This is a genomic window from Stenotrophomonas sp. 364 (genome assembly GCF_009832905.1).
Taxonomy (GTDB): domain Bacteria; phylum Pseudomonadota; class Gammaproteobacteria; order Xanthomonadales; family Xanthomonadaceae; genus Stenotrophomonas; species Stenotrophomonas maltophilia_AP.
This window is the reverse complement of the sequence record NZ_CP047135.1, coordinates 1,320,228-1,333,246: the sequence shown is the minus strand read 5'-3', so window position 1 is coordinate 1,333,246 and position 13,019 is coordinate 1,320,228. Positions and strand designations below refer to the sequence as shown.

Genomic DNA, 13,019 nt, shown 5'->3' with positions numbered 1-13,019 from the left:
TCTACTCGCCCGCCGCGTCGGGCGTGGGCAGTCCATGAAGGTTAGCGTAGATGCGCGCAGCGAGGGCGTCATTGATGCCCTCGACTTTCGCGATTTCTGCCTCCCCGGCCGCCTTCAGGCCGACCAGCCCCCCGAAATGCTTGAGCAGGCTGGCGCGGCGGCGCGGGCCGATGCCAGCGATATCCTCCAGCTTGCTGGTCATGCGCGCCTTTTGGCGGCGCCCACGGTGGCCGGTGATGGCGAAACGATGAGCCTCGTCGCGTACCTGTTGGATGAACTGCAGGGCCGGCGAGGCCGCGCCGGGGCGCAGTTCGCGGCCATCGGGCAGCACCAGCGCCTCGTGCCCTGCCCGGCGCTCCACGCCCTTGGCCACGCCCACCAGCATCACACCGTCCACGCCCAGGTCGGCCAGTGCCGCCTGGGCCTGGCCGAGCTGGCCGGCGCCACCGTCGATCAGCAGCAGGTCGGGCAGCACGCCGTCTTCTTCCACCGCACGACGGAAGCGGCGGTCGATCGCCTGCCGCATCGCCGCGTAGTCATCGCCCGGCTCGATGCCGCTGATGTTGAAGCGGCGGTACTGGCTGCGTACCGGGCCGGCGGCATCGAACACCACGCAGGAGGCCACGGTTGCCTCGCCCATGGTGTGGCTGATATCGAAGCACTCCACCCGCTTGACCTGCTCGGCCAGGCCGAGCATCTGCCGCAGGTCTTCGCTGCGCGCATGCTGGGCGCTGCGGCTGGTGAGCTCGCTGACCAGGGTGATCTGCGCGTTGCGGCTGGCCAGTTCGACATACCCGGCGCGCTCGCCGCGCACGTTCCACTTCAGCTGCACCTTGACCTCGGCCGAGGCCGAGAGCGCGGATTCGATCAGGCTGGCATCCGGAATTTCGCGGTCCAGCAGGATTTCGCGGGGCGGCGAGTGTTCGGCGTAATACTGCGACACGAACGCCGCCAGGATCTCCTCGGCGCTCTCTTCGCCGTTGGTCCGCGGGTAGAACGGCCGGGTGCCCAGGTTGCGGCCGTCACGGAAGGCCAGCAGCATCACGCAGGCATTGGCGCCGCGGGTGGCACAGGCGAGCACGTCCAGGTCGGCGGCGCGGCCGTCCACGTACTGGCGGGTCTGCATGCTGCGCAGCGCGGTGACCAGGTCGCGCAGCCGTGCGGCCTGCTCGAACTCCAGCGCGTCGCTGGCCGCCTGCATCTGGGTGCCCAGTTCGCGCGCGAGCAGGTCGCTTTTCCCTTCCAGGAACATCGAGGCGCGGCGCACCGATTCGGCATAGTCCGTCGCACTTACCAGATCCACGCATGGCGCGCTGCAGCGGCCGATCTGGTACTGCAGGCAGGGCCGCGAGCGGTTGCGGAACACGCTGTCCTCGCAGCTGCGCAGCTTGAACAGCTTGTGCATGAGGTTGAGCGTGTCGCGCACGGCGGTCACGCCCGGATAGGGGCCGTAATACCGGCCCGGCACCGCGCGCGGCCCGCGGTGCAGCGCGATGCGCGGCCAGTCTTCGCGGGTAAGCAGCACGTGCGGATAGGTCTTGTCGTCGCGCAGGGACACGTTGTAGCGCGGCGACAGCGACTTGATCAGCTGGTTTTCCAGCAGCAGTGCCTCGCCCTCCGAGCGGGTCACGGTCACGTCCATGCGCGCCACCTGCGACAGCATCGACATGATCCGCGTGGTCTTGGGCGTGCCGTTGAAGTAGCTGCCCACCCGGTTGCGCAGCGCACGCGCCTTGCCGACATACAGCAGGCTGTCGTCGGCGGCGTACATGCGGTAAACGCCGGGCGCGGTACTCAGGTGGGCCGCGAATGCCTTGCCATCGAAGGCGGGTGCGGTAGAAACAGTCATTCGCTGATCGGGACTTCGCTCAATACGCCACTGACAGGGTCGAAACGCAGCACGGCATGGGCGTCGGTCTCGGCGATCCACACCGCTCCACCGCCCAGGGCCAGCCCGGCCGGGCCGTGGAGGCGGCGCGGCAGTTCCAGCGTGCTCAACTCACCGCCGCCCAGGCGCAGCGTCCGCAGGCGGCCATTGCCAGCATCGGCGATCCACAGCAACGGCGCATCCGGGCTGAGCGCGATGGCCTGCGGGTGCTGCAGCTGGGCGATCGTACGCGGGCCGTCCTGCTCGCCGAACGCCCACAGGCCCTGCCCGACCAGCGTCTGCACCAGATCGCCGCGCAGCTGCATGGCGCGGATCGAGGACCCCAGCGCATCGCAGACGTACAGCACCTGCTGCACCGCCGCCAGCGACGTCGGCTGCGCGAATGCGGCCAGGTGGCCACTGCCGTCGCGTTCGTCGATCGCGCCCGAGCCGGCGCGCCAGTGCAGGCTGCGCTGGCCCAGGTGGTAGGTCCAGATGCGGTTGTCGCCGGCCATGGCGATGTGGATCTGGTTGTCGGCCACCGCCAGTCCCTGCGGATGGTTCAGCGCGGTCTGGCGCGGCTGCGCCACCGGCCCCTCGATCGGCTCGCCCGGGCGGCCGGTGCCGCACAGCGTGTCGACCTGGCCGGTCAGCAGGTGGATGCGGCGCAGGGCATGGTTGCCGGTGTCGGCTACGTACAGCGACTCGCGCTCCAGGGCCAGGCCCTGGGGACGGTTGAAGGCCGCCTCGGCCGGCCCGCCGTCCATGAAATCGGCGGTGCCCAGCCCGAACTGGCGCAGCACGCGCCCGCCGTGGCTGCATTCGAGCACGCGGTGGTGGCCGCTGTCGGCGATGTACAGGCGCTCGGTGGTGGCCACCAGGCCGGTCGGGAAGGACAGCGGCAGGCGCGGCTCGGGGTTGAGTTCGCGGACCAGCGCCATGTCGCCGTCGACCGGTCGGGCGCCGCCTTCGCACAGCGCATTGAGCGCGCGTTCCAGCTCGCCGCCGAACCCGACCAGGCGGTCGCGCTCGCGCCCCTGCGCGTCCAGCAGCACCAGGGTCGGCCAGGCGGTCACGCCGAAGCGGCGCCAGCCGTCCCAGTCCGCATCCAGCAGCGCGGGGCCGATCAGGCCTTGGCGACGCAGCAGTTTGAGCGCCTGCGCGGGATCGCGCTCGCAGTCGAAGCGGGGCACCTGCAGAATCAGCAACTGCAGCTTGCCCGGGTTGCGCGACTGCCATTGCGCCAACTCGGCCAGCCGTTGCGCGCACCACACCGAGGCGGCGTTGACGAAGGCCAGCACCACCGGCCGCCCCCGCAGTTCGGTGAGGGTGGTCGGCGTGGCGTTGAGCCACGTGGCGAATTCGGGCAGGTCCTGGACGGGCTGTACGTTCATGCCCCGATTATGCCGGAGTCGGCGTCATGCAATCGTCGTGCCGCGTCAATCCGACGGCGGCCTGCGCGCGCCGCCCGGTCAGCCCTGCGCCGCCAGCCAGGCTTCGGCCCGGGCGAGGTCTTCGGGGGTGTCGATGCCCGGCGGGAACTCGGCCGGGGTCAGCGCCACGCTGATCCGATGCCCCGCTTCCAGCGCGCGCAGCTGCTCCAGCGACTCCAGCTGCTCCAGCGTGCCCGGCGGCAACGCCGCGAATTGGCGCATGAAGCCGGCACGATAGCCGTAGATGCCGATGTGACGCAGCCAGTGCGGTCCCGCCAGGGTGTCGCGCGAGCGCGCGAAGGCGTCGCGGTGCCACGGAATCGGGGCGCGGCTGAAGTACAGCGCATCCAGGTTCTGCCGGCGCACCACCTTGACCGCATTGGGGTCGAACAGGGTCTCCGCGTCTTCCACCGGGGTGGCCAGGGTGGACATCTCCGCCCCGCTGTAGACCAGCGCCTCGGCCACCGCGCGGATGCCTTCGGCCGGCGCGAACGGCTCGTCTCCCTGCAGGTTCACCACCACGGTGTCGTCGCTCCAGCCGGCCTGTGCGGCACATTCGGCCAGGCGGTCGGTGCCGGAGGCGTGATCGGCCGAGGTCATCGCCACGCGCACGCTGGACAGACCCTGCAGCGCATCGGCAATGCGCGCGTCGTCGGTGGCCACCCACACCTCGCGTGCGCCGGCCAGCAGCGCACGCTCGGCCACGCGCAGCACCAGCGGCTGGCCACCGAGCAGGCGCAACGGCTTGCCCGGCAGGCGCGAGGCCGCGTAACGGGCCGGAATGGCGACAACGAAATCGAGGGGCTGGCTCATGTGGGACTCACGAAAATGTCAGGGGAGTCGATGCGGCGGGCGAAACGCTCAGTGCTTGCCCAGCTTGTCGACGCGGTCGAGCAGGTTCACCCAGAACGCGGCGGGCAGGTCGGCCGCCAACGGCACGGCGAAGTGCCATTCGTTGGCGAACACCTTGCACTTCACTGCGTCCTTCTCGGTCATCAATACGGGCAGTTCGCTGCCAAATCGCAAGTCGGCGGCCTGGTACGCGTGATGATCGGGAAACGCGTGCGGCACCACGCCGATACCCTGCGCGCGCAGCATGTCGAAGAAGCGCTGCGGGTGGGCAATGCCAGCCACCGCATGCACGCGCTGGCCACGGAAATGCGCCAGCGTGCGCGGGCGGCCGCCGCTGAGCGGCTGGGCGCTGTCAATGTGCAGCTGCATCGGCCATTCGCCGAAGCCGCACGCCGGTTGCGCGCCGACGCCATCACTGGCCTGGCCCATGTTGACCACGCGGAAATCGCAGTCGTTGGCGCGGCTGACCGGTTCGCGCAATGGCCCGGCGGGGATCAGCCGCCCGTTGCCGTAGCGACGCTGCGCGTCGACCACTTCAATCTCGATATCGCGGGCCAGCCGGTAATGCTGCAGGCCGTCATCGCAGACGATGATGTCGCAGCCCGCCTCGACCAGCGCCTTGGCTGCCGCCACGCGGTCGGCATCCACGCGGACCGGCACGCCGGCCTTCCACGCGATCAGCACCGGTTCGTCGCCGCCGATGACGGTGGACGTGGTGGCCTCCACCCAACGCGCCGTGCCGGGCTCGTCGCGACCGTAACCGCGACTGGCCACGCCAGGCTTCCAGCCGGCGTCACGCAGGCGCTTGACCAGCGCGATGGTCAGCGGGGTCTTGCCGGTGCCACCGGCGGTGACATTGCCCACCACCACCACCGGCACCGGCAGCGCATGGCGCTTCAGCCAGCCCCGCCGATACAGCATCCTGCGCAGCGCGATGGCCCCGCCATATACCGGGGCAAGCAACCGCGCCGGCAACGGGATGGCGCTGCCGTCGTACCAGTACGACGGCGTCGGGGTGCCCTTGGCCGCCATCACGCCTGCCTTTCGCGGAACTGCATCTTGTGCAGGTGCTCGTACAGCCCGCCGAGGGCCAACAGCTCGTGGTGCGTGCCCCGCTCGACGATGCGGCCGTGGTCCATGACCAGCACCTGGTCGGCGTGTTCGATGGTGGACAGGCGGTGTGCGATCACCAGCGTGGTGCGCTCGGGCATCAGGCGCTGCAACGCGTCCTGGACCAGGCGTTCGGATTCGTTGTCGAGCGCGGCGGTGGCTTCATCCAGGATCAGCACCGGTGCATCGCGCAGGATCGCGCGTGCGATCGCCAGGCGCTGGCGCTGGCCGCCGGACAGCAGCGCGCCGTTCTCGCCCACCGGCGTCTGCAACTGCTGCGGCATCCGCTCGATGAACTCCCAGGCGTTGGCCGCTTCGGCGGCGGCGCGGATCTGGTCTTCGCTGGCATCCATGCCGTAGGCGATGTTGGCGCCCACGCTGTCGTCGAACAGCATCACCTTCTGCCCGACCATGGCCACCTGGCGGCGCAGGTCGGCCAGCGGGTAGTCCTCCAGCGGAACGCCGTCCAGGGTGATGCGGCCACCGTTGGGTTCGTAGAAACGCGGCACCAGACGGATCAGGCTGGTCTTGCCACTGCCGGAGCGCCCGACGATGGCGGTGACCGTGCCCGGCTTGGCGACGAAACTGATGTCGTCCAGGGCAATGCCGGTATCTTCACGGTAACGCAGCATCACGTGCTCGAAGGCGAGCTCGCCGCGCGCTCGGCCGATCTTCTTGATGCCCTCGTCGCGCTCGACCGGCAGGTCGAGGATGCCGAACAGGCGCTCGGCGGCGGCCACGCCGCGCGAAATCGAGGTCTGCACGCTGGTCAACCGACGCAGCGAGGGGATGATGGCCATCATCGAGGTCATCAGGCCCATGAACTGGCCTGCATTGAGCTTGCCCGCCAGGGCTTCGCGGGTGGACACCCACACGATCACCGCCAGTGCCAACGCCGCCAGGAACTGGACGGTGCTGGAGGCCAGTGCACGCGTGGTTTCCACCTTCATGTTCAGGCCCAGCATGCGGTTGGCCAGGCGCGAGTAGCGCGAGATCTCGTGCGCCTGGGTACCGTGCACCTTCACTTCCTGCTGCGCGGCCAGTGACTGCTCGGCCGTCTGCGCCATGCTGCCCATGCCGTCCTGGATGCCCCGGCTGATGCGGCGGTAGCGCTTGCCCACGAACGACACGATCACGCCGATCAGCGGCACCACCACCAGCATGGCCACGGTGACCTTGACGCTCATCTGCAGCATCACCACCAGCATCGCGATGATGGTGAGGGTGTCTGCCACCAGGGTCTTGAGCGCGTCGGCACTGGCCTGGGTGACCTGCTCGGTGTCGTAGTTGAGGCGGCTGACCATCACCGGCGTCGCCTCGCTGTCGAAATGCGCCGACGGCAGATGCAGGTATTTTTCCAGCACCTGTTCGCGCAGGTCGCGCACCACGCTGCGGCCGGTCCGGGCCAGCGCGTAATCGCTGACCAGGGTGGCCAGACTGCGCATCATGAACAGGCCGAGGATGGTCAACGGCAGGATCACCGCCATGCGCGGCTCGGGATTGACGAAGCCGCGGTTGACCAGCGGTTCCATCAGCTTGGTGAAGTGGTAGCCGGCCAGCGCCTCGACGACCATGGCGATCACTGCCGCCACCATGAAAGTCCAGTAGGCGCGGGTGTAACCGAGCAGACGTTTGTAGATCGGCCAGATCGGCGCGTGTTTGTTACTCATGGACGCACCTCCGGCGCGGTTGCGATGGCGATGCGGCGGAAGCCGAGCTGGCCCAGGGCATCCTGGGCGGTGACAACGGCCTGGTACGGCGTGCGGGCATCGGCACGCAGCAGCACCGTCTGTTCGCGGTCGCTGCCGGCCACGGCGGCGATGGTCTGCTTGACCGACTCCACGTCGGTGCGCAGCACTTCCTGGTCATTGATGAAATAGCGCCCTTCGGCGTTGACCAGCACGCTGAGCGAACGCGGCGGCTCGCTGTTGTCCTGCTGGCTGGCGGTCGGCAACTGCAGCTGCAGGGTCGAGCGCGCGTCGAAGGTCGTGGTGACCACGAAGAAGATGATCAGCACGAGGATCACGTCGATCAGCGGTACCAGATCGATGTGCGGCTCGTCCTGGACCCGGTCATTGCGGATGCGCATCCGTCAGCCCTTGGCCGTGACGGGTGCGGCCGGCGCCGCTGTCGGCGCACGTGCGCCGGTGTTCATCACCCCGGGGCGACCGTCCAGCGCATCCAGCAGCGCGCTGGCTTCCTGCTCCATCTCGATCACGTAGCCGCCGATGCGGCCCTTGAAGTAGCGATGGAACATCAGCGCCGGAATCGCCACGATCATGCCGGTGGCGGTGCACACCAGCGCCTTGCCGATACCGCCGGCCAGCTGGTTCACGTCGCCCACGCCGTGGTCGAGGATGCCCAGGAACATCTGGATCATGCCCACCACGGTGCCCAGCAGGCCCAGCAGCGGGCCGGCCGAGGCGATCGTGCCCAGGGCATTCAGGAAACGCTCCATGCGGTGCACCAGGTGGCGACCGGCATCCTCGATGCGTTCGCGGATCTGGTCGCGCGGGCGGTTGCGTGCTTCCAGTGCCACGGCCAGCAGCGCACCCAGGGGCGAGTTGGCGCGCAGCGACTGGATGTGGCTGGGATCGAGTTTGCCGCGCGCGGCCCAGTTGCGCACTTCCTGGCCCAGCCCCGGGGGCAGGACCTCGTTACGCCGCAAGGTCCAGAAACGCTCCAGGACAATTGCCAAAGCCAGTACGCCCAACAGCAGCAGCGGCACCATCGGCCAGCCACCGGCCTTGACCAGTTCCCACACGTTTCAACCCTCCGGCCCATCAGCCGCTTGTTTGACCGCCGATAGGATAGCAGCCGACCGCGCCCGCTCCGCGGCATCCCACCAACGCGGCTGAAAAACCCGCTGTTCACGCACGTGCAGGCCTTCACGCCCGAGCCAGGCGCGCAACGCGCCACTGTCGGCAGTGGTCAGTACTTCGGCCCCCTCGCCCCGCCAGCGCGCCACCACGGCCGGGCGCGGGTGCCGGAAGCGGTTGCCATGCCCGGCCGAGACAATCGCGAGCCTGGGCGCCACCGCGGCCACCCAGGCGGCACTGGAAGAGCCGTCGCTGCCATGATGCGGCACCACCACCAGCTCGGCCCGCAGCGCGGAGGATGCCTGCAGCAGCTGCGCTTCGCTGCGCGCGCCAATGTCGCCTGCCAGCAGAATCGCGCCATGCGCGGTCACGATACGCAGCACGCAGCTGCTTTCGTTGCCCTGGTAGGGCGTGCGTGGCCGGGGGTGCAGAACCTGGAAGCCGACCCCGTCCCAGCGCCAGGATTGCCCGGCATGACAGGGGGCGTCGATGCCCGGCAGCGCGCCCTGCGGCGCCAGCAGCGGCGTACCCGCGAACCCGCGCCTGACCGCCGCAACCCCGCCCGCGTGGTCGCGATCGCCATGGCTGAGCACGAGTCGATCCAGCCGCCCCTCGCCCAGCGCGTGCAGGGTCGGCACCACGATCCGCTCGCCGGCATCGAACCCGCCCGCCGCCGCGGGGCCAGTGTCGTACAGCAACCGGTGGGTGCGGGTGCGCACCCATATCGCCATGCCCTGCCCCACGTCCATGACCAGCAGTTCCACCTCCCCCTCGCCGGGCCGGGACTGGGCCGGCCACAGCAATGGCAGGCACAGCAGGACCGCCGGCAGCCGACCACCGCTGCCGCGTGGCAGCAGCAGCCAGCCAACCCCGAGCAACGCCACCAGCAGCGCCGCGTCGCGGGCCTGCGGCAGCCACCACAGCGCCAGCGGGCTGCGGGCCGCATAGCCGAGCAGCCACCAGCTGCCCTCGAAACACCCTGCGGCCAGCTGCCAGGGCCAGCGCCCCGCACCCGCGACCACTGCCTCCAGCGCCGTGCCCAGCAGCGCCAGCGGCACCACCACCAGGCTCCACCAGGGAATCGCCAGCAGGTTGACCAGCGGCCCGGCACGCGAGGCCTGGCCGAACAGCGCCACGGTGAGCGGCAGCAGCGCCAGCGTGGCCACGCCCTGCGCCACCAGGAAGGTGCGCAGCCAACGCGGGTCGCGCCCCGGCAGGCACCAGACCAGCCACAGCACCCCGGCGAAGCTGAGCCAGAAGCCGGGCGCCAGCACCGCCAGCGGATCCACCAGCAACACCGCCAGGGCGGCCAGCGCAAGTGACTGGCCGACGGTCACCCGGCGCCGGCTGCAGCGTGCGGCGGCCAGCACCGCAATCATCAGCACGGTGCGCACGGTGGGCAGCGCGAAGCCGGCCACGGCGGCGTACAGCGCGGCCCCGGACACGGCGGCAACCGCCACCCCCAGCGGTCGTGGCCAGTAGCGGCCCAGCGGTGGCCATGCGCGCCAGACCCACGCCGCCAGCCAGGCCGCGAAGCCTGCGACGAGCCCTACATGGAAGCCGGAAATCGCGATGAGATGGGTGAGCCCGAGCGCGCGCAGGTCGTCCCAGTCGGCCTGGGTGAGCGCGCGGGTATCGCCCAGTGCAAGCGCCTGCACGAAACGCGCCTCTTCGCCATGCACCTGCGAGGCAATGGACGCCGCCATGCGCTCACGCCAGGCCGGAACGCCACTGGCAGGCGCCAGCATGCGCGCGCGTGCCGGTTCACGAACCTGCCCGGACCCCGCCAGCCCCTGCACCAGGACGTGGCGCTCCGCGTCGAAACCACCGGGATTGCGCAGCCCCCGTGGCGGCCGCAGACGTGCATGCAGCACCCAGCGTGCGCCGGCCTGCACGTGTCGACGCGCATCCTCGCTGCCATCGGGGCGGGCAGGCCAGCCCATCGCAAACAGGCGGCCACGCACATAGGGTGGCAGCGCGGCATCGTCGTCAACGCGGAACAGGAAACGGGTGCTGCGTGCGCCGTGATCGGGCAGGCTCACCACCCTGCCCTGCAGCATGTGATCGATGGCCGCTGCTCCGGCCGGCAACTGCCCAGCAAGCGACGCGTGCGCATGCAGGGCCGCGCAGCCCATGCCCAGCAGCGCAGCGCCCAGGCATCGCCATCGCGAAGGCCACCCCCACACGATCATGCCCGCACAGACCGCCACCATCCCCAGCGCACGCGGCAGCAACTGCGGTGCGAACACGGTGATGCATACGCCAAGCAGCAGCGTCGCGGCGCAGGCCTTGCCGAACAGGGGAAGTGGAACCGCCGCTGGCGCATCCTCTCGGGCTGCCGCGATAACCATGCAACGCTCCGGGCACAAAACCCGATGCTGGGCCGGCGCGGACATGCGCACCATCAGGCAGCTCGCCATCCGGATGTGGGTGAATGTCGGGGCGTCGTCATGCCAGCAGGTCAACGTCGACCCAAACGAAAAAGCCGACCTGATGGCCGGCTTTTCTGTGGGTGCCACTGCAGTCTTTGCGACTGGAGTGGTGGGCGGTACAGGGTTCGAACCTGTGACCCCTACCATGTCAAGGTAGTGCTCTACCGCTGAGCTAACCGCCCGTTTCCTGCGTCTGCGCCGTTGCGAATGCGTCGGGGCAGGCCGCGTATATTACGGACGTCCCCCGGCAAGCGCAACACTTTTGTGAAGATATTTCACAACGCGCTGTTCAGCCCAGGCTGGCCTCCTTCAGCTGCCGGATCTGGTCGCGTACCTGCGCGGCGTCTTCAAACTCCAGGTCGCGGGCGTGCTGGTACATCTTCTGCTCCAGTGCCTGCAGCCGCTTGGCGATCTGGGCCGGACCGAGCGTGCGGTAATCCACCGCCTCTTCGGCCACTTTGCCACCGCGCCCCTTGCCCTTGCCACGCGACTCTTTCTCGGCCGCATCCGAGCGCGCGCCTTCGAGCACATCGGTGATCGGCCGCAGCACCGACGTGGGTGTGATGCCATGCAGTTCGTTGTATTCGACCTGCTTGGCGCGACGACGGTCGGTTTCGTCGATCGCCGCCTGCATCGAGCGCGTGATCTTGTCGGCGTACAGGATCGCCTTGCCACGCAGGTTGCGTGCGGCCCGGCCGATGGTCTGGATCAGCGAGCCAGTGGAACGCAGGAAACCTTCCTTGTCCGCGTCCAGAATCGCCACCAGCGACACCTCGGGCATGTCCAGGCCTTCGCGCAGCAGGTTGATGCCCACCAGCACGTCGAACTTGCCCAGGCGCAGGTCGCGGATGATCTCCACCCGCTCCACCGTGTCGATGTCCGAATGCAGGTAGCGCACGCGGATGCCGTGCTCGGTGAGGTAGTCGGTGAGGTTCTCGGCCATGCGCTTGGTCAGCGTGGTGACCAGCACGCGGTCGCCGAGCTTGATCCGCTCGTTGACTTCGCTCATCAGGTCGTCGACCTGGGTGCCCACGGGGCGGATCTCCACCACCGGATCGATCAGGCCGGTCGGGCGCACCACCAGCTCGGTGATCTCATCGCCGGCTTCGCGCAGTTCGTACGGGCCGGGCGTGGCCGACACATAGATGCTGCGCGGGCAGCGGGCCTCCCACTCCTCGAAACGCAAGGGGCGGTTATCCAGCGCCGACGGCAGGCGGAAGCCGAACTCCACCAGGGTTTCCTTGCGCGAGCGGTCGCCCTTGAACATCGCGCCGATCTGCGGAATGGTCACGTGCGACTCGTCGATCACCAGCAGCGCATCGGGCGGCAGGTAATCGAACAGGGTCGGCGGCGGCTCGCCCGGCGCCTTGCCGGTGAGGTGGCGCGAGTAGTTTTCGATGCCGTTGCAGAACCCGACCTCGGCCATCATTTCCAGGTCGAACTGAGTGCGCTGCGCCAGGCGTTGGGCTTCCACCAGCTTGTTCTGTTCGTAGAGCTGCTCCAGGCGCGGCTTGAGTTCGGCCTTGATGGTTTCCACCGCTGCCAGCACGCGCTCGCGGGTGGTCGCGTAGTGGGTCTTGGGATACAGCGTGTAGCGCATCAGCTTGCGCAGGCTTTCGCCGGTGAGCGGGTCGAACATGCTGATCTGCTCGACCACGCCGTCGAACAGCTCGATGCGCACCGCTTCGCTGTCCGACTCGGCCGGGAACACGTCGATGACTTCACCGCGCACGCGGAACGTGCCGCGCTGCAGCTCGTACTCGTTGCGGGTGAACTGCAGCGAGGTCAGGTGGTTGATCAGGTCGCGCTGCTCGATGCGCTCGCCGGTGGACAGGATCAGGCGCAGCGACAGGTAGTCTTCCGGCGCGCCCAGGCCGTAGATCGCCGAGACCGTGGCCACCACGATCGCGTCCGGGCGTGACAGCAGGGTCTTGGTGGCGGCCAGGCGCATCTGCTCGATGTGCTCGTTGATCGAGCTGTCCTTCTCGATGAAGGTGTCCGACGCGGCCACGTAGGCTTCGGGCTGGTAGTAGTCGTAGTAGCTGACGAAATACTCGACCGCGTTGTTGGGGAAGAACGACTTGAACTCACCGTACAACTGCGCGGCCAGCGTTTTGTTCGGCGCCATGATCAGCGTCGGCTTCTGCACGTTCTGGATCACGTTGGCAATGGTGTAGGTCTTGCCCGAGCCGGTCACGCCGAGCAGGGTCTGCTTGGCGATGCCCGCCTCGAAGTTGGCCGTCAGCTTCTCGATCGCCGCGGGCTGGTCGCCGGCCGGCGAATACGGGGAGACAAGTTCGAAGCGATCGCTCATGGTGCCGCCATATCCGGGGCCTACCAGTATACCGGGGGCAATGGTGACGGCCGGCTGAGGGGAAGCCTGAGCCTGGCGACTGCGTTCCGCCGATGGGAACCGCACCCCCTGCGACCCAGGCTGGTCACCTGCTCCTGTGATGGATGGACGCGCCGTGACCGCCACGAACCGCCGTTGGATACCGCTCCGCCC

The 13,019-nt window shown here is 68.9% G+C and carries 9 protein-coding genes and 1 tRNA gene; all 10 read right to left on the bottom strand.

Annotation, left to right across the window (positions count from 1 at the left end):
• Position 1 precedes the first annotated feature (1 nt).
• The 10 genes from uvrC to uvrB all read right to left on the bottom strand — a co-directional run bounded on the left by uvrC (position 2) and on the right by uvrB (position 12,827).
• Positions 2-1,849, bottom strand: a complete 1,848-nt coding sequence (uvrC, locus tag GQ674_RS06135) for an excinuclease ABC subunit UvrC (RefSeq protein ID WP_159496369.1) — start codon at positions 1,847-1,849, stop codon at positions 2-4.
• Entirely contained in the window at positions 1,846-3,261 is a 1,416-nt protein-coding gene (locus GQ674_RS06130; protein WP_159496368.1) for a hypothetical protein, read from the bottom strand. The genes uvrC and GQ674_RS06130 overlap by 4 nt, the downstream gene beginning before the upstream one ends.
• 78 nt (positions 3,262-3,339) lie before the next feature.
• Positions 3,340-4,113, bottom strand: a complete 774-nt coding sequence (gene kdsB, locus GQ674_RS06125) for a 3-deoxy-manno-octulosonate cytidylyltransferase (protein ID WP_159496367.1) — start codon at positions 4,111-4,113, stop codon at positions 3,340-3,342.
• Positions 4,114-4,161: 48 nt separating this feature from the next.
• Positions 4,162-5,184 (bottom strand): tetraacyldisaccharide 4'-kinase, encoded by a 1,023-nt coding sequence (gene lpxK / locus GQ674_RS06120; RefSeq protein ID WP_159496366.1) that lies wholly within the window; start codon positions 5,182-5,184, stop codon positions 4,162-4,164.
• Positions 5,184-6,932, bottom strand: a complete 1,749-nt coding sequence (msbA, locus tag GQ674_RS06115; RefSeq protein ID WP_159496365.1) for a lipid A export permease/ATP-binding protein MsbA — start codon at positions 6,930-6,932, stop codon at positions 5,184-5,186. The genes lpxK and msbA overlap by 1 nt, the downstream gene beginning before the upstream one ends.
• Entirely contained in the window at positions 6,929-7,351 is a 423-nt protein-coding gene (locus GQ674_RS06110; RefSeq protein ID WP_128097144.1) for a biopolymer transporter ExbD, read from the bottom strand. Before GQ674_RS06110 ends, msbA begins: the two co-directional genes overlap by 4 nt.
• Positions 7,352-7,354: 3 nt before the next feature.
• On the bottom strand, positions 7,355-8,026 hold the full coding sequence (locus GQ674_RS06105) for a MotA/TolQ/ExbB proton channel family protein (RefSeq protein ID WP_128097145.1): 672 nt from the start codon (positions 8,024-8,026) through the stop codon (positions 7,355-7,357).
• 3 nt (positions 8,027-8,029) lie between these two features.
• Entirely contained in the window at positions 8,030-10,432 is a 2,403-nt protein-coding gene (locus GQ674_RS06100; RefSeq protein WP_159496364.1) for a DNA internalization-related competence protein ComEC/Rec2, read from the bottom strand.
• A gap of 188 nt (positions 10,433-10,620) precedes the next feature.
• Positions 10,621-10,695, bottom strand: a tRNA-Val gene (locus GQ674_RS06095).
• Between the two features lie 107 nt (positions 10,696-10,802).
• Positions 10,803-12,827, bottom strand: a complete 2,025-nt coding sequence (gene uvrB, locus GQ674_RS06090; protein WP_128097146.1) for an excinuclease ABC subunit UvrB — start codon at positions 12,825-12,827, stop codon at positions 10,803-10,805.
• Positions 12,828-13,019: the final 192 nt, after the last annotated feature.